Below are 16,461 nucleotides of genomic sequence, written 5' to 3'. Positions count from 1 at the left end.
GTATCTATCCCTTAAAACTTAAATTTACTCTTTAATTTGTTAAAAAAGCTTTTTAAGATTCCTTTATTTTCAGTGTGTTGTTCTTCGCTCTGTGTTTTGTCGAACTGGCTGTCTTTTGCTGAAATGACCTCCGCATTATGAATGGCTAGATTGGCTGCTACAAAATGCTGAACAGTTGCAACAGGAATATTGAGTTTATCTGCAACATGTTGAATTTGTGCACCATAGATAAAGCAAGCGGTGAGTTGTAATAATAGTTTCTTATCGAGTTGATTGGGTTGAACCCAAAACTTCAAACGATAATATTTGTCAGCCGCAGGTACAGTAATGAGTTGTGGATTTTTCCAAATCAAATTAAATAACCAGTCTTCTAAGTTGAACTGGCGTTTACGTGAAACCTTAATAAAGTCGGAGGTGAGTGCTGCTGCATAATGTATTGAAAGGTCTGTCTGATACTCATCACGTGTCGCCTCAAGCCAAGCCAAATGTGCATGGTGGTCTATAATGGCAATAGTTCCTAAATGATCACTGAGAATGACTTTGCGGCTGTCCTGTGTATAGAGATCAGCAAAGAAATCAATTTCTTTAATTTCAAGTTGAGTTTCAGTGTCGTCTATAGACAGATCTAAACTGGTTACAGGTGAATCTGCTTGCTGAAGTAATTTGACATTGACCCAATCTTTAAGCGTACATTCATCATAAATTGGGATGCAAAGTAAGTTATCTTGAGCACTTTCTGTATGTTCACTGTGTTTTGATATTTTTAAATAAGGAATATTTTTATTTTGAATAATATTTTGAATATTATCATTTTCAAAAAACTGCTCATTGATCAAAATACAGTTGATATTTTGATCTGAAACACTTGTCCAATTTATACCAATATGGGTTGGTAAAATTTTTCGCAGCCTGATTTTAAGATCATCTGAGGTGGTTAAACCTAAGCCTGAAATTGCGATATTGATACATTGATTGTTCATAATATCACTTATCTGAGATTAAAAGATTAAAGTGTGTAATACATTTTAACAGTCATCATGTGTTTAAATTAACGCTAGATTTATTCTTTTTCCAGTTAAAACATTTTTTTAATGTTTAAATGTATAGCATTTAGTCGTTTTATTTATTTCGGTTTTATCCTCCTTTGTAAATTGTTAATTTTATTTAAAGTTTAGAGAATTTCATCGCTTTAACTTAACACTAGTTATTATTGAAAATCTATCTTAAACCCGAAGATTTTTTTAAATGATTTTCACCAATAGAAGATTAACTTAAAAATTTTTAGGATTTTGATTATTATTGTGCATATTTAATCATTTATAATTTTATTATTGTGATATTTATCACTTGTAATAATTAAATAAACTTAAATATTTTTTGCATGAAAAAAAGCGATCATTTAGATCGCTTTTAATAAATTTAGATTATCAGTAACATTTAAGCAAAAACTTTGCTGACAGCTTCAAAAAGAATATAGAGCACAACAAGTGCGACTACAGGTTCAGCAACTTTTGCCCAAGTTGGTTGAACTGTTTCAACAACAGTAACTTCTGGGTGGTCTGCATGCGTATCTGTAGTTTGAACATTGACCATTTGATTAAACTCCTTCATGGTTTCATCTAATGATATCTCTTCTTGCACTGTAGGTTGAGAGCCAATCAGTTCGGTTAGTTCATTTGTTGACCAAACCCAATCTTTTGCTTGACCAGATAAATGTTCAATTTGCCCAATCACCAGTTCTCTTAAACCTCTTTTTCCCAAACTTCCTGCAGTGTCTAACTGTTTTAATTCAGCAAATTGTAGTTCAAGGATTTCAGTTGTTGCTGATTCAAGTATTGTTTGCTCTAAATCAGATTTGTTCTGTGGTGATGTGGTGAGATGCCGTGCAATTTCTTGACTATATAGATGATCTTGCGAAAGAATCTCCTGATAAAGTGCATCATCATCCTTACGCCACAGGCTAATAATTTTACCTAAAGTGAGCGCATTGATTTCTTCAATATGTGCAGTTCGTTCAACAGCTTGTAGTTGTGATAATAGCTGAGGCTTTTGAATCTTTATCTGCTCAGCAAAGTATTGTACGAGATCAAAAGCCATTCAGTTCTCCTTGTTCTATTCTAAAATGCGTAAGCTCGATTTTTTCTTTGGCGCATCAGTCGTGATTTCTGTTTCATCGCTTTTGTTTGATTTTAAAGCATCTTCTTCGATTTGCACATTGGCATATTCGTCAGGATCAAAGAATAAACCTTGTCCATTTTCACGCGCATACAGTCCTAATACCGCATTCATTGGGATATAAAGATCTTTCGATGCGCCACTAAAACGCGCAGAGAAAGTAATTGCATCGTTACTCATATTTAACATATGAACTGAATGTGGTGCCAGATTAAGAACAATTTGCCCATCTTGTACAAATTGTTGCGGAACATCGGTATAAGGTTGCGTCGCATCAACAAGTAGATAAGGGGTTAAATTGTTATCGCAAATCCATTCATATATTGCACGTGCAAGGTATGGTCGAGTCGGGGTTAAGTTCAATTCTGGTTCAGACATTAGAAAATACTCTATTGTTTTGCGATCTAGGGTTTTGCCAAAAGTTCACTATATCGGCTTTTTTCTTGAAAGGTCATCGACTTCAAAAAAGCGGGTCGGCTAAAAATCCGTTGGCAATATAGTAAAATTGGACGGCATTGCTGTTTAGGCAGCTCAATTCCCATATGTTTTAACCGTACGAAAATTGGGGCTAACATACAATCTAAAATTGTAAAGTTATCAGACATAAAATACGGATAGTGCTGAAAAAGTGGTGTTAAAGATACTAAAGTATCTTTCAGTTGTTGCTGAGCTTTTTTCTTTTCTGCTGCGTTGAGCGTATCTGGGTGGCGGAGCATGGTGTCTGCAAGCTTAAACCAATCTTGCTCAAAACGCCAAATATACTGTCTTTGTTCTGCGCGTGGGGCAGGTGCATCGGCATACAGTTTATTTTGCCGATAACGGTCATCTAGGTATTCAGAAATGATATGGGTTTTAAACAATTTCAAATCGTTTTCAATCAACATTGGCAGTTGATTGTATGGATTAAGGCTTGCTAAGTCTTCATCATCTTCTTCAACGATTATTAAAGTGTGTTTAATTTGCTTTTCTGCAAGCAGAAATCTGATCCAATGTGAACGAAAGTCATCCTCGTGGCTATACAACGTAATCCCTTGTTGAGGCGCATTTTCGACTGACATATTCCAAAAACTAGAAAAAATGAATAGACTAGGATACTAAAAATAGGCAATAAAATCACCTTAACTTTAATAAGCTTACGGTATGCGCTGAATTTAAATCAATATAAGGTCTGGGTCATTCATGAATTTAATAAATAATAGCAGTAAGTTGCTTCTTGCTGTTTTTCTTATGATGAATCTTTCAAATACATATGCAAAGAAACAAATTGTAGATGCTCAAGTGCAGGAAGCGGCTGCTGAAGCTATGGAAGCTGCCGGAGCTGAAGCTACTGTGGCTAGTGACGAAGAAGCCGCATGTCGTGCTGATGATGCTTGTGATGTTGCATCTGCTGTTTCAGAGGATGAAAGGTACGGTGGAATCGAACAGGAGTATGTTGTTAAGGGTTGTAAGGTCACGATTTACAATGATGGACCTGTAAAAATGGTCAATGTAAAGACCAATAAGCCATGTGATGCACCAATTCCGAAAGACCATAAGTTTTCTAAGGAAACTCGAACTTATCAGGAAAATGGCTGTACGATCACAGAATCAAAATATGCCGACGGGATTGCCGATGCTGTCATGGACTGTTCTAAACGAGATAAAACAAAATAACTTTGAAACTTCGAATAGTTTTAATCCATAAAAAAACCTCGGCAAATGCCGAGGTTTTTTGTCCGATTCGGTAAACGAATTAACGTTTAGAGAATTGAGGACGTTTACGTGCTTTACGTAAACCAAGTTTCTTACGTTCAACTTCACGAGCATCACGAGTAACGAAACCAGCTTGACGAAGAGCAGGTTTTAAAGTTTCGTCAGAAGCGATCAACGCACGAGTAATACCGTGACGGATAGCGCCAGCTTGACCACCGATACCACCACCAGCAACAGTGATGTAAAGGTCATACTTTTCAGTTACGTCTAAAAGCTCAAGCGGTTGACGAACAACCATACGAGCAGTTTCACGACCGAAGTACTGTTCAAGAGTACGATTATTGATTACGAGTTTACCAGTACCAGCTGATAGGAAAACACGTGCAGTTGCGGTCTTACGGCGACCTGTACCATAGTTAGTAGCCATGTGCTGTATCCCTTAGATGTCCAAAACTTGTGGCTGTTGAGCAGTATGAGGATGCTCAGTACCAGCGTACACTTTCATTTTCTTGATCATTGCATAACCAAGAGGACCTTTTGGCAACATGCCTTTTACAGCACGTTCGAAGATTTCTTCTGGTTTGTGAGCAACTAATTTTTCGAAATTAGTTTCACGAATACCACCAGGGAAACCAGTGTGGCGATAGTATTTCTTATCAAGTGATTTGTTACCAGTCACTTGAACTTGCTCTGCATTGATCACAACGATGTAGTCACCAGTGTCAACGTGAGGCGTATAAGAAGTTTTGTGTTTACCGCGTAAACGACGAGCGATTTCAGTCGCAAGGCGACCTAAAGTTTTGCCAGAAGCATCAACAACGTACCAGTCGTGTTGAACTTCAGCAGGCTTAGCGCTGAGAGTTTTCATTAAACCACTACCTATTATAGTTGGTTTGGACTATGGAATCTGTCCAAACAAAAAGGAGAGCAAATTCTAGCTGAAATGAGATAGATTCACAATCGAAATATTGAATTTCAAGCGCATTATTATATTGAGTGTTGTTAAAAAAAGCAAAGCTTCTTTATACCTTGAATACTGAAGTATATTTTGTGATTGGAATTATAAAGAAATTGATCAATAATTAGCACTTAAATCAAGAAAAACACAAGGCAAAATGAAAATAATAAGTTCAATAATATTGCTATTACTCCTGTGGGGAGCCGGGAATTTTATCCGAAGTTCTGCTCAGACCGTTTGGCAAGATAAAGCGCATGTGTTGGCTAAACCTCCAGAAAAACAGCATGAGGAATTAGATACGATTCTCGATGTGAAGTGGATGACTGCTGATTTTACTCAGGAAATCGATGATGCTTTTCCTTGTGAGCCTGTTGGAATATTGGTTCAAACACAAAATATTGAGATCGGTCAAGAAATAGATGTGGTAATTGAGTTGAAAAATCGTCGAGATCATCAAGCTGTGGAATATACTGTGTACGGAAAAGTTGAACCCGATCATCACGTTAGAATTATTTTTGATCAACACATTGACCTGAATAGCTGTGAGAATGCAGAATTTGAGCAATAATCAAACCGACTTTTGGATTTTGAAATACCCGTGTGTATCAATGGCAGGATTGATCAATATTTTTTTTAAAAATTTAATTAAGTATCAAAATAAGTGGAAAAGTTAAGTGATGTTTAAGTGAGTTAAGTCAGTTTTAATAGATTGGAATAAATCGTTTTTTATTCGGATAATTGAATCAATAGCATTTATTTTTGCACTCAAATGTTAACTTTTATCCGTTTTTTCAGCATTTGTATGGGATTTATACACAAGCGTTAAAGACTGTTAGTATTGTGGTTTATGTGTGTTTTATCGCATTTTTTCTTTACAATTGATATAGATGTATCATGATTTTTAATTTAGGTTTATGCTTGGGTTGAATTTTTTTAAAAGTTACTTTTATTTTTAAATTCAAATATTCAGCATGCACTTGTGAATAACAATTGTCATGGATTTTGTGGGTCGTCTTGCAATAGTTTTTAGTTTAAGTTTATACATTTTCAGTCAAATTGATGCAAAAATTAACTTGAATAGGAAATGATGATTTGGAACCGATGTATACTATCAATGCAACGTCTGTTTAAAAGAGTTCTCGATGCTTCCTTTATATATAACCAGCGGTGAGCCTGCTGGCATTGGACCAGATATTAGTTTGGATTTGGCAGATCGTGTTGATGATCGTCCAGTAGTGGTATTGGCTGATATCAATATGCTGAGAGATCGTGCCAAAATTTTAAATAAAACGATTCAGTTGATCGAGTATCAAGGACAAAAGCAGGGTTTGGCAGAAGGTCAGCTTTACGTCGAGCATGTTCCTTTAAATGAGGATGTTGTCTTAGGGGAACTTAATCCACAAAACTCAGCCTATGTGATCGAACAATTACGCCGAACGGCTTATTACGCAATGCAAGGCTCAAGTGTTGGTGTGGCAACAGGACCTGTCCAAAAGTCAATTATTAATGATGCTGGAATATATTTCAGTGGGCATACTGAATATTATCAAGAGTATGCAGGTGTAGATCGTGTGGTGATGATGCTTGCTACCAAAACTCTGAGAGTAGCATTGGTCACCACGCATCTTCCACTGCGCGACGTTGCTGACGCCATCACTAAAGAACGCCTACATCAAATTATCGATATTCTGATTCATGATTTAAAAACAAAATTCAAAATTAGTCAGCCGCGCATTCTGGTCTGTGGACTAAATCCTCATGCAGGAGAAGGTGGGTATTTAGGGCATGAAGAAATCGATACGATTAATCCAGTACTTGAAAGCTATCGTGCACAAGGTATACAGCTCAGTTTAAGTATGCCCGCAGATACTTTGTTTACGCCAGATAATTTAAAAAATGCGGATGCAGTTTTAGCGATGTATCACGATCAAGGTTTACCTGTGTTAAAATCACAGGGGTTTGGTGAAGCCATCAATATTACTTTAGGTTTACCTTTTATTCGTACATCTGTCGATCATGGTACTGCATTACATCTTGCGGGTACTGGGCTTGCAAAGAGTTCAAGTTTACATGTCGCAGTTGATTTGGCACTTGACCTTGCCCGATCAAATTAATTGGTAAACAAACTTATATACCGCGTTGGAAATTTTTTATGTATCAAATTAATGCCTTAAACCCAAAAGATGAAGGGCATCATACGCGAAAGCGTTTTGGTCAAAACTTTTTACATGACCAACGTGTAATTGCAAAAATTGTGCGTTCTGTTGCACCACGCACAGGTGACAATATTGTTGAAATTGGTCCAGGTCTTGCGGCACTAACTTCACCTTTGATTGGTGAATGTGATGCTTTAACTGTGGTTGAGTTAGACCGTGATTTGGCAGCAGGTTTACCTGGTCGTGTCCCACATCCTGAGCGTTTAACAATCATTGAAACAGATGCATTAAAATATGACTTTTCTGAGCTGTTTCAACAAGATCGCCCATTACGTGTGGTTGGAAATTTGCCATATAATATTTCGACCCCTTTGCTTTTCCATCTTTTAGAGTTTGGCGATAAAGTCAAAGATATGCACTTCATGTTGCAAAAAGAAGTCGTAGATCGTATTACAGCGGAACCAAATACCAAAGAATATGGTCGTTTGTCTGTGATGATCCAATATTATTGCAAACCTACCTTTTTATTTGAAGTACCGCCTGGCTCTTTTAATCCACCACCAAAAGTAACATCTGCAGTCTTTCGTTTAGAGCCTTATGCAACTAAGCCAATAATCGCCAAAAATGAAAAAGCATTGGCACGTTTGGTTTCGCATGTATTTACCCAACGTCGAAAAACTTTACGTAACAGTTTAAAAGGGATGTTGGTTGAAGATGGTTTTGAGCGGGCAGGTGTTGATCCAATGGCGCGCCCAGAAACATTGAGTCTGGCTCAGTTTGTAGCATTGTCAGATCAGATGGTGGCTTAAAAATGTCACGAGAAAATGTCAGATTTAATTATGTGATTGGTGATGTACAAGGTTGTTTTGAAGCACTGAAAGCATTATTGAAAGCAATACAGTTTGATGCTGATCAAGATTACATTTGGTTTGCAGGTGATTTGGTTGCGCGTGGTGAAAACTCAGTAGGTGCATTACGCTTTATTAAAAAACTATGCGAGCGAGGCTGCGCTGCAACAGTGTTGGGGAACCATGATTTAAATTTACTGGCAGTTGCTCGTGGGATCAAAAAACTTAAAGACAAAGATCATATTGATGATGTCATTCACGCTTTGGAAAGTGATGAGTTGATTGACTGGTTACGTAAGCAGCCTTTGTGTCTTTTTCCAAACCCTCAGACTATTTTGACGCATGCTGGTATTCCCAATATTTGGGATGCAGAACAAACTGCTGTTTTGGCAAAAGAAGTCGAAACTGTATTGGCGGATGATGATTTTGACGTACTCGATTCATTTCTAAAAGAGATGTATGGTGCTGAACCTGCATTGTGGGAAGATAATTTACAGGGCAATGCACGACGACGCTGTATTACCAATTATCTTACCCGTATGCGTTTAACCGATGCTCAAGGTCGTTTAGAGTTTAGTTTTAAAGATGCGCTGGATGAACCGATGCCTGAAGGATTTCAGCCTTGGTTTGAGTTTGAATCAAAGACTGCTCAAACGCATCAGATTATTTTTGGACATTGGGCTGCTTTGCAAGGTAAAAGCATCAGTTCACAAATTCAAAATGTGGATGGTGGCTGTGTATGGGGGCATCAATTGATTGCATATCGACTAGAAGATAAAGAAATTTTTAAAGTTGATAATCCAGTGATGTGATCTGAATAAAGCCACATCCAGTGGCTTTATTTTTAAGTATGGTTTATCTGATTTTAAGATAATATGTAAATAACAACAACTTAGATTTTAATTTAAAAATCCATTTGATTTAAAATACAATGAATTTAGAAATTAAGTGCGACAAGGTTGAAATTAGAATGGGAACATATTAAAAAAGAAAAAAAGTATAACCGCTACTGTTGGCATTAAGCCTCATTCGTCACAGTACCAAACCTTTACAACTCTGAGAGATGCAAAAGCATGGGCGCAAGAATTAGAATTAAAACTAAGTCCTAATAAATTTACAAATGTATTTGAGTTCACAGGTGAACAAGGTAAACGTGACAGTATCATCGTGGTTGCTCAAATTTTTCCAGAGCTCACCGCTCGTTTGGTGGATCTGTGATAAGCGTTATCCCTCTCGGGAGGTTTTTTTGAGAGCAACTTAGTACCAAAAATAACTAATTTAGGATTTTTTTAGTGATACAATAGACATTTACTTATGCCGTTTTGGATAGTTATTAAGTTGTAACTATTGAATACTGTTTTAGAGTAAAGTTAATTGAATTTTATATATAAAACAATATTTTATATGGGTAGTTGAGATTTTTTAGTAATATAATAGCTATTAACAAAAGAATTCTTACTGATACCATAGATGTTGACCTATGCCATGTTTAATGGGTATTATAAGCATGTAGTCGCAGCGCGGTATAAATAATCCACGCCTAGACCGAGGTACGATAAATCCTGCGATAATCGTAAACTTACTGTAAGTAAGTTGCCTCTAGGTGCCGCACCTGAATTCTAGAGCCTCTAAAATTATTTAGAGGCTTTTTTAATACTTGATAATAAATTATTTATGCGAACATTTATATATTTGGATGAGAGTGGTGATTTAGGCTGGAATATGCATGATCCTTATCAAAAAGGTGGGTCAAGCAGAATGCTAACCTTAGCTGCTATTTGTATGCCTGAAGAAAAATCTAAATATATTCAACGTATCGTACGAGCATTATACAAAAAGAGAAATAGACCGCTTAGTAATGAATTGAAGTCTGTTGATTTAAATACAGCAGATAAAGAACTTTTTCTAAGACTGGTGGCAAAGCTGCTCTCAGAACACAAAGATATCCAATTGAGATCAATTACGGTTCATAAAGAGTATGTAAATTCAAAAATGAAGAAAGACCCAAACGTTTTGTATAACTACATGATTAAGTGTTTGTTATTAAAACCAATATGTGAATCAAAATTCGTAGATTTCATGCCTGATAGACGTAGTGAAAAAGTCAATACAAAATGGAATATGGGTGAGTATTTAAACCAAATGATTTTAGAGCAATCTATTGAACATTATGTGGAAAATCAATCTTGTAATGTGTCACCTATGGATAGTTCAAAATGCTTGGAGTTGCAGTTCATAGACTTTTATGCTGGATTGGTTTGGTCAGCATATGAGTTTAGGGACTCTAAAGCCAGAATGTTTATGGCTGGTGCGAGAGTAACAAACCACAAGTTATTCTTTCCACTTGAAATAAAGTAGGCATACAAGAAACCAAACCCACTCACCAGAGTGGAATGCTGATCAGTTAAGACAAAAAAGTTAAAATGCGGTAAAAATGAGTGTATATAAATATGCTCATTTTTTTATGACTTTATCTCAAAATCTAGAACTTACTTCACAACAATCTTCTTTAACATTAGCTCATTTTAGTGAGTTGATCGATTTAAACTGGATTGAACAGAGCCTGCAACAGACAGGGAAAGCATCTATTCGAAAAAGAAAATTACCTGCTGAGCATGTGGTTTGGCTGGTGATTGGACTTGCCTTATTTCGTGATCAACCCATTTGGTATGTCGTACAACAATTACAACTTGTGTTTGGAACAACTGACTATTGTGCTCCTAGCGCATCTGTACAAGCCAGACAACGTCTAGGTTTGGAACCCCTGAGTGTTTTATTTTCAATCTTAAGTCAGGCTTGGTTTAAGGATGCACAACAACAGTATCCAGATTTTCATGGACTTCAGATATGTGCTGTTGATGGTGTAGTCTGGTCAATGCCTCTTACAGATGAAAACTTTAAACACTTCGGTTCATCCAAAGGTAAAACAGCTATTGCACCCTATCCACAAGTAAGAGCAACATGTTTGGTTAACACCAATACTCATGAAATTATTGACGCCAAACTTGGCAGTATGGATCAGGGAGAACTCACACTGGCTCATCAGTTATTGGTTCCATCTGGTTGCGCTCGGCTTTTTTAAAATCGAATTGATTTTTATCTTTACAAACCAAGGCACTACCACTGTCATGATTGCATTTTAAGACAAATTTTTCAGGCAACTGATCAAAGTTAATTTCATTAAAACAATGATGTACACCAAGCAGTGGTACCACATGTGAAATGCAAATCTTATCTTCAATCAATTGTCTAACCGTAAGTTTGTCAGCCAGTGCGGTATAAAGAGAATTTCGCTCAAAAATCATCCTCGAAGTTACTTTTTCATTGAAACTTTGTGGATGATACAAGTTCGGAAGATATCCTAATTTTTGTACGAATCTTTTGCTTAGGTAGGTTTTATCTGGAACAAAATAAGTTCTGATGATTTTTGCGAGATAGGTGAGATGGTTATACATATCGATGCAACCATGTTGGACATGGTGCATATATAAATAGCCAAAGCTTAATATTCCTTTAAAAATTTGCGTAGAGTTGAATTTTATAAAACAGGTTTTATCGGGAAATTAAACATGTAAATGATGGATAAAAGAGATCAGCTTTAGCTATTTGATGATGGCAAATATGTATGATGCCGTGTTTTATGTTTACAGATTAAGTGATTTTAACGAGATGCTGTCTCAATTTGCGTTATACACAAAGCAGGACTTTAGTCCTGCTGAGCTGAAATAGGTGACTGTTTGGGGTTTAAATCCAATGAGTAGCTCATTATTTATTAGCACATTGAATTGAGCTTGAAAGGATAATTATTCCATTCTAATCCATGTTTGACTGCGACCAATCATTGATATTCCAATATAGCCACGTAGCGTAAGTCGGTTACCACTAGCATTTAGGCGTGCTTTACCATGATAAATTTTGCCTCCACGAGGATCGAGAACTTCACCGCCGATATAATTGTTGGGGTCTTTAGGATCAACTTTCATTTTTTGCAAAATGGTCAATCCTATAATTGGCTTATTGGTAAATGGAGCAGGGCAGTTATGACATTGGGTTAAGGGCACTTCACCAGGAGCAGGAAAATCTTTAATGATTTTTCCAGCATAAGTATCGTCTTTTTGTTTTTCAATTTGAATATAAGCACGGACATAACCTGTTTTGTCATCCACCGTGCGCCAAGTTCCAGTAATATCAGCGGCATGTGTCCAGCTGACGATAGTAAACAGCATACAACAGAAAAATCCTTTTTTCATCAGCATACCTACTTTGTTGTTTGAATAAAAGAAGTAGAGATTCGCGAATTAAATTATTCACGAATCCAAGTTTGACTACGACCAAGTGCCGAAACGCCGACATAGCCTCTTAATAATAAACGATTGCCATTTGGGCTGAGTTTGGCTTTCATTGAATAGATTTTACCTGTCAATGGGTCAATGATTTTGCCACCCACATAATCTTCATCACTGCTTTGTTTTAGATTTTTCAGTACATCCATACCCAAAATAGGCTTATTGGTATAAGGCTCGGGGCAATCTACACAGGTTTCTTTTGGCGTATAACCTGGTCGTGGCGTCACCTTGATGATTTTACCAGTATAAGTCCCGTTAGACTCTTTTCGTATTTCAAGAATGGCTTTTGATGAACCCGTTTTATCATCAATATTTTTCCAGATACCCGTGATATCTTTTGCCATACTGCTACAGCTTAAAATGGAAATTAATGTCCCTAAAATAAACTTATTAAACCTCATTTCTTGATTCCTTATCAAAATGGGGAAGTATAGTTCATATTAAGCTGAATAATTACCCTGTGCAATCATGTGAAAAGTTAAATAAATCACACTTATTTAAGAAACAGTATAAAGGTTGGCAACCAGATTGCGGTAAAGACCGCATTTACAGCCATACCAAATGCTGCATAACGCCCAGCAACTGCGCCACGTTGCCATGCTTGCGCAGTTCCAATTGCATGTGCAGCTAGCCCCAAAGCTAAGCCTGACGCGCGTTCGTCATTTATATTACGTAAAATAATCGATGAAAATGCAGCACCAATTACACCTGATAAAATGACGATCAAAATTACTAAAGTGACTGGCGAGTGCAATAAAGTTGCAATATTGATCGCAATCGGCGTCGTTACTGCACGTGTTGCAAAAGCCATAATCGTCGGTTCAGACATGTGTAATAAATAAGCCAAGCTCATGGGTAAAGCGACAGCACTGATACTGGCAAAGACTAAAATACCTACGATAGATTTTAACGGTAAATCATCATAACGCATTGCAGCCAGAGGAATCGCTAAAGCAACAGTGACATAACCCAAGAGGTGACTAAATAGTCCATTCATATCGGTATTGTATTTTTCATAAGGAATTTTAAATAACATTAAAATCCCAATGACAAAAAACATGCCTATCACCAGTAATGGTACTTGAGGAAAACGCTTATTGATGGGTTTTGCAGCAAGATAAGCAATTAAAGTGATTAAAAAACCAGTCAGTACACTTAACATATGTTTCTCCTATAACCACTTTTTTGCCATTTTTGCATAAATCCATAATGGAATCAGCGTACTAACAAACATAATCACTAAAAATAATGGAATTTCTTTGCCCATGCTCACCAACATGATCAATGAGCCTGCACAGATAGGCAGAAATGCAAAGCCACTTTCTTTCATTAATTTATTGTTGGTATCGACCAGTCGCGCTGGAATTTTTTTGAATTTACGCCAAACAACCAAAACAACCAATAAGCTTAATAAGCCTGTTAAATTGCCCAGTTCTGGGTGATTAAATTGCGACATGATAAATACTGAAGCTTCACGAAAAAAGATGATGAGTCCTAACGTGAAGATCCAAGCTTGCCAATCGATACCTTTTAACTGATCCATGTGTGTTTATTTATAAAATTTGACCTTTCACGTTTTAACCGATTTAGCGCTTTATTTCAAACTCTTCTAATGGTCTTTTAAACTGTTGGGCTTTCTCTCCAAGAATTTCATCAATCGGTAAATGTGCCTGTTTAATGAGCTGCTCAAGTTTATGCGGAGCAATGGCAATGCTCAAAAGGAGTTGACCGTCATCATCATAATGTTCGGATTCAATCACATTCAATTCATAAAGCTGATTTTTGAGTTTCCCATAAGCAGGTTTTAAGCGCAGTTCAAATTTTTGAATTTGTCCCATTAAACATTCATGCACTGCTCTACGAAGCAGGTCTAAGCCTTGTTTGGTATGGGCTGAAACATAAACACGCTCGGGTTGATGAGGTTTGGCATAGATGATTTTTGCTTCATCATGACTTTGGTCAATTTTGTTATACACCCTAAGCGTTGGAATATCAGCACCAATTTCTTTTAATACGGTTTCAACCGCATCGATTTGCTCCATCATGTCTGGACTACTGGCATCGATCACATGTAGCAACAAAGTTGCCTCTAAGGTTTCTTCTAGCGTAGCTTTAAAAGATTCGACTAAAGAATGAGCGAGATTGCGCACAAAACCAACAGTATCTGCAAGAACCAATGTGCCAATACCATCCCAATCCAAACGACGCAATGTTGGATCTAATGTTGCAAAGAGCTGATCAGCTGCATAAACATCACTGTTTGCCAAAATATTAAACAGTGTTGATTTTCCTGCATTGGTATAACCCACTAAGGAAACGGTTGGAATATTGGCCTTTTGACGCGCTGCACGCCCCTGAACTCGTGTTTTACGAACTTTTTCTAGACGATCTTTGAGTTGCTCCATACGAATACGTAATAAACGGCGATCTGTCTCAAGTAATGTTTCACCAGGTCCACGTAAACCAATTCCTCCTTTTTGGCTATCTAAATTGCTTCGACTACGCACTAAACGAGAAGACAAATGATCAAGCTGAGCCAACTCAACTTGTAATTTACCTTCATGTGTACGTGCACGTTGTGCAAAAATATCCAAAATTAAACCAGTACGATCAATAACACGGCATTTTAAAATGCGTTCTAAATTTCTTTCCTGAGCAGGGGATAGGGCTTGGTCAAAAATCACCAATTCAATTTCATCATTCTCGACTTGCTCAGCAATTTCTTCTGCTTTTCCTGTACCAATAAAGAATTTTGGATCAGGTTTAATCCGTTGTACGGTTAAATGGTCTAGAATCTCTGCCCCAGCAGACTTTGCCAACAAGCGAAATTCTTCTGGATCTAAATCTTCTAAGATTTGAACATTTACTGTGACTAGAATGGTTTTTTCACAACCTTGACTTTGATCAACATATTCCACAGATAATACAACTCAGCCATTGCTTGGATAAAAATTCATTCTAAAGGATATTGCAGTGTAAATCCTGAATGAGTGTTGGTGTAATGAAATAAAATTGCAAACAATAAGTGAGATGCCCGTTTTAACCGAAAAAGAACGGGCTTAACAGATGCTATAAAAAGATCATATTCTTGAAAAAATTTGATCTATTTAAAATGATAGAGCACCGATTATAATCATCAGTAGTGAGTTAAATTTTACTAAAACGATTTAAGGTCAATGCAAGTTGAATATGATTTGTATACAATAGCCGTGGTTTAATATGAAATATATTCTGTTTAGTGAATGTCTATGACTCAACAACAAGCAATCAAAAAGTCAAAATCATCGAATTTAAGTGCTTTATCTAAAGTTTTTTTATATGGTAAAAAATTAGTATCAAGTACATCTGCTGTTGCAGAAGGCTTTTATCTCGTTTATCGCCATCAATTATATAAAGATCCAAATAATCCAAAAAATACCCGTTACGTTCAATATTTTTGTCGCCGTTTGAGCGAAGTGTTCAATGTGGATGTGCGTGTCCATGGTGATATTCCACGTGAACCTGCATTGTGGGTGAGTAATCATATTTCTTGGTTAGATATTGCTGTTCTTGGCTCAGGTGCACGTGTATTTTTCTTGGCGAAGGCTGAAATCGAGAGTTGGCCAGTCTTTGGAAATCTTGCGAAAGGTGGTGGTACATTATTTATTAAACGTGGTTCTGGGGACTCTGTTCGTATCCGTGAACAAATTGCAGATTTTTTACGTAAAGATATTCCTGTATTGTTTTTCCCAGAAGCAACAACCACAGATGGATCAAAAGTTAAGAAAGTCCATGGGCGTATTTTAGGCGCAGCCATTGAGGCTAAAAAGCCTGTACAAGTCTGTGTAATTTGCTATGTCAATCAAGATGGAAAATTAGATACCGTGGTTCCATTTATTGGTGAAACAGGATTTGTTGAGCATGTACAAGCCGTTTTAGAAATGCCTAAAGTAGTGGCACATTTAAAAACCTTTCCCGCTATTTCTACAGAAGGACATACTGTTGAAACGCTGACTCAACAAGTCCAAGAAATGATGCAAAAAGGTTTGGAAGACTTACAGAAAGAAGTTCTTACAATGGACTAGTTTTCAATAGGTTATTGTATTTTTCTTCATTAAATAAATTTGCGTAGGCGAAGCTTCACTTTGCTCAACCCATGTTTTATTTCGGTGTATTCTTGCGCTGCAAACCCAGCAGCGCTTTGTTTTTACTCATATACACCACTCAACATGGCGACATTCATGTCGTCTCATGATAGAAAGATCATCTATATGATTCAAAAGTACGAAATAAATGAATCAACAAAA

The 16,461-nt window shown here is 36.8% G+C and carries 17 protein-coding genes and 3 pseudogenes; 8 read left to right on the top strand and 12 right to left on the bottom strand.

Features of this window, described 5'->3' with window-relative positions; translation table 11 throughout:
* Positions 1-11 precede the first annotated feature (11 nt).
* The 4 genes from F938_RS16125 to F938_RS16110 all read right to left on the bottom strand — a co-directional run bounded on the left by F938_RS16125 (position 12) and on the right by F938_RS16110 (position 3,233).
* Positions 12-980: a hypothetical protein gene (locus F938_RS16125; protein ID WP_005033459.1), complete on the bottom strand. Its 969-nt coding sequence runs from the start codon at positions 978-980 to the stop codon at positions 12-14.
* 457 nt (positions 981-1,437) lie between these two features.
* A complete protein-coding gene (locus F938_RS16120) occupies positions 1,438-2,097 on the bottom strand; it encodes a hypothetical protein (protein WP_005033456.1) in 660 nt (219 codons plus the stop codon).
* A gap of 15 nt (positions 2,098-2,112) precedes the next feature.
* Positions 2,113-2,553 (bottom strand): ClpXP protease specificity-enhancing factor, encoded by a 441-nt coding sequence (locus F938_RS16115; protein WP_004829860.1) that lies wholly within the window; start codon positions 2,551-2,553, stop codon positions 2,113-2,115.
* 26 nt (positions 2,554-2,579) lie between these two features.
* Positions 2,580-3,233, bottom strand: coding sequence for a glutathione S-transferase N-terminal domain-containing protein (locus F938_RS16110; protein ID WP_004829857.1), 654 nt, complete (start codon positions 3,231-3,233; stop codon positions 2,580-2,582).
* A 169-nt stretch (positions 3,234-3,402) separates the two neighbouring features.
* Here F938_RS16110 and F938_RS16105 point away from each other — a divergent pair.
* Positions 3,403-3,720: pseudogene (locus F938_RS16105) on the top strand (hypothetical protein); the annotation flags it as partial.
* A 187-nt stretch (positions 3,721-3,907) separates the two neighbouring features.
* Here F938_RS16105 and rpsI read toward each other — a convergent pair.
* Positions 3,908-4,294: a 30S ribosomal protein S9 gene (gene rpsI / locus F938_RS16100; RefSeq protein ID WP_004829853.1), complete on the bottom strand. Its 387-nt coding sequence runs from the start codon at positions 4,292-4,294 to the stop codon at positions 3,908-3,910.
* A gap of 12 nt (positions 4,295-4,306) precedes the next feature.
* Positions 4,307-4,735 (bottom strand): 50S ribosomal protein L13, encoded by a 429-nt coding sequence (gene rplM / locus F938_RS16095; protein WP_004829852.1) that lies wholly within the window; start codon positions 4,733-4,735, stop codon positions 4,307-4,309.
* 247 nt (positions 4,736-4,982) lie between these two features.
* On the opposite strand from rplM, the gene F938_RS16090 reads away from it, so the two are divergent.
* The 6 genes and pseudogenes from F938_RS16090 to F938_RS16065 form a co-directional block, all read left to right on the top strand.
* On the top strand, positions 4,983-5,393 hold the full coding sequence (locus tag F938_RS16090; protein WP_005033453.1) for a hypothetical protein: 411 nt from the start codon (positions 4,983-4,985) through the stop codon (positions 5,391-5,393).
* Between the two features lie 574 nt (positions 5,394-5,967).
* Positions 5,968-6,939 carry a 4-hydroxythreonine-4-phosphate dehydrogenase PdxA gene (gene pdxA, locus F938_RS16085; protein WP_005033449.1) on the top strand — a complete coding sequence of 324 codons (972 nt, stop codon included), beginning with the start codon at positions 5,968-5,970 and terminating at the stop codon, positions 6,937-6,939.
* Positions 6,940-6,977: 38 nt separating this feature from the next.
* A complete protein-coding gene (gene rsmA, locus F938_RS16080) occupies positions 6,978-7,790 on the top strand; it encodes a 16S rRNA (adenine(1518)-N(6)/adenine(1519)-N(6))-dimethyltransferase RsmA (protein ID WP_004829846.1) in 813 nt (270 codons plus the stop codon).
* A gap of 2 nt (positions 7,791-7,792) precedes the next feature.
* On the top strand, positions 7,793-8,641 hold the full coding sequence (locus F938_RS16075; protein WP_005033446.1) for a symmetrical bis(5'-nucleosyl)-tetraphosphatase: 849 nt from the start codon (positions 7,793-7,795) through the stop codon (positions 8,639-8,641).
* 862 nt (positions 8,642-9,503) lie between these two features.
* On the top strand, positions 9,504-10,187 hold the full coding sequence (locus tag F938_RS16070) for a DUF3800 domain-containing protein (protein ID WP_005033444.1): 684 nt from the start codon (positions 9,504-9,506) through the stop codon (positions 10,185-10,187).
* A gap of 106 nt (positions 10,188-10,293) precedes the next feature.
* Positions 10,294-10,908 (top strand): annotated as a pseudogene (locus F938_RS16065) (transposase domain-containing protein); the annotation flags it as partial.
* On the opposite strand, the pseudogene F938_RS16060 reads toward F938_RS16065, so the two are convergent.
* The 6 genes and pseudogenes from F938_RS16060 to hflX form a co-directional block, all read right to left on the bottom strand.
* Positions 10,901-11,284, bottom strand: a pseudogene (locus F938_RS16060) (ATP-grasp fold amidoligase family protein); the annotation flags it as partial. The pseudogenes F938_RS16065 and F938_RS16060 sit on opposite strands and share 8 nt — an antisense overlap.
* 348 nt (positions 11,285-11,632) lie before the next feature.
* On the bottom strand, positions 11,633-12,079 hold the full coding sequence (locus tag F938_RS16055) for a DUF2147 domain-containing protein (protein ID WP_005033437.1): 447 nt from the start codon (positions 12,077-12,079) through the stop codon (positions 11,633-11,635).
* 53 nt (positions 12,080-12,132) lie between these two features.
* Complete coding sequence (locus F938_RS16050) at positions 12,133-12,576, bottom strand: DUF2147 domain-containing protein (RefSeq protein WP_005033434.1); 444 nt, start codon at positions 12,574-12,576, stop codon at positions 12,133-12,135.
* Positions 12,577-12,668: 92 nt separating this feature from the next.
* The gene (locus F938_RS16045; protein WP_004829838.1) at positions 12,669-13,337 is read right to left on the bottom strand and encodes an LrgB family protein; all 669 of its coding nucleotides are present in this window, start codon (positions 13,335-13,337) and stop codon (positions 12,669-12,671) included.
* Positions 13,338-13,346: 9 nt separating this feature from the next.
* A complete protein-coding gene (locus F938_RS16040; protein ID WP_004829835.1) occupies positions 13,347-13,718 on the bottom strand; it encodes a hypothetical protein in 372 nt (123 codons plus the stop codon).
* 43 nt (positions 13,719-13,761) lie between these two features.
* On the bottom strand, positions 13,762-15,093 hold the full coding sequence (gene hflX / locus F938_RS16035; RefSeq protein WP_005033432.1) for a ribosome rescue GTPase HflX: 1,332 nt from the start codon (positions 15,091-15,093) through the stop codon (positions 13,762-13,764).
* A 330-nt stretch (positions 15,094-15,423) separates the two neighbouring features.
* On the opposite strand from hflX, the gene F938_RS16030 reads away from it, so the two are divergent.
* The gene (locus tag F938_RS16030; RefSeq protein ID WP_010590890.1) at positions 15,424-16,239 is read left to right on the top strand and encodes a lysophospholipid acyltransferase family protein; all 816 of its coding nucleotides are present in this window, start codon (positions 15,424-15,426) and stop codon (positions 16,237-16,239) included.
* Positions 16,240-16,461 lie beyond the last annotated feature (222 nt).

It is taken from the genome of Acinetobacter bereziniae LMG 1003 = CIP 70.12 (assembly GCF_000368925.1).
GTDB lineage: Bacteria > Pseudomonadota > Gammaproteobacteria > Pseudomonadales > Moraxellaceae > Acinetobacter > Acinetobacter bereziniae.
This window is presented reverse-complemented; position numbering and strand designations above follow the sequence as displayed.

Coding starts and splice junctions, on each gene's coding strand:
- F938_RS16125 (WP_005033459.1), bottom strand. CDS start 980: ATGAACAATCAATGTATCAATATCGCAATTTCAGGCTTAGGTTTAACC.
- F938_RS16120 (WP_005033456.1), bottom strand. CDS start 2,097: ATGGCTTTTGATCTCGTACAATACTTTGCTGAGCAGATAAAGATTCAA.
- F938_RS16115 (WP_004829860.1), bottom strand. CDS start 2,553: ATGTCTGAACCAGAATTGAACTTAACCCCGACTCGACCATACCTTGCA.
- F938_RS16110 (WP_004829857.1), bottom strand. CDS start 3,233: ATGTCAGTCGAAAATGCGCCTCAACAAGGGATTACGTTGTATAGCCAC.
- rpsI (WP_004829853.1), bottom strand. CDS start 4,294: ATGGCTACTAACTATGGTACAGGTCGCCGTAAGACCGCAACTGCACGT.
- rplM (WP_004829852.1), bottom strand. CDS start 4,735: ATGAAAACTCTCAGCGCTAAGCCTGCTGAAGTTCAACACGACTGGTAC.
- F938_RS16090 (WP_005033453.1), top strand. CDS start 4,983: ATGAAAATAATAAGTTCAATAATATTGCTATTACTCCTGTGGGGAGCC.
- pdxA (WP_005033449.1), top strand. CDS start 5,968: ATGCTTCCTTTATATATAACCAGCGGTGAGCCTGCTGGCATTGGACCA.
- rsmA (WP_004829846.1), top strand. CDS start 6,978: ATGTATCAAATTAATGCCTTAAACCCAAAAGATGAAGGGCATCATACG.
- F938_RS16075 (WP_005033446.1), top strand. CDS start 7,793: ATGTCACGAGAAAATGTCAGATTTAATTATGTGATTGGTGATGTACAA.
- F938_RS16070 (WP_005033444.1), top strand. CDS start 9,504: ATGCGAACATTTATATATTTGGATGAGAGTGGTGATTTAGGCTGGAAT.
- F938_RS16055 (WP_005033437.1), bottom strand. CDS start 12,079: ATGAAAAAAGGATTTTTCTGTTGTATGCTGTTTACTATCGTCAGCTGG.
- F938_RS16050 (WP_005033434.1), bottom strand. CDS start 12,576: ATGAGGTTTAATAAGTTTATTTTAGGGACATTAATTTCCATTTTAAGC.
- F938_RS16045 (WP_004829838.1), bottom strand. CDS start 13,337: ATGTTAAGTGTACTGACTGGTTTTTTAATCACTTTAATTGCTTATCTT.
- F938_RS16040 (WP_004829835.1), bottom strand. CDS start 13,718: ATGGATCAGTTAAAAGGTATCGATTGGCAAGCTTGGATCTTCACGTTA.
- F938_RS16030 (WP_010590890.1), top strand. CDS start 15,424: ATGACTCAACAACAAGCAATCAAAAAGTCAAAATCATCGAATTTAAGT.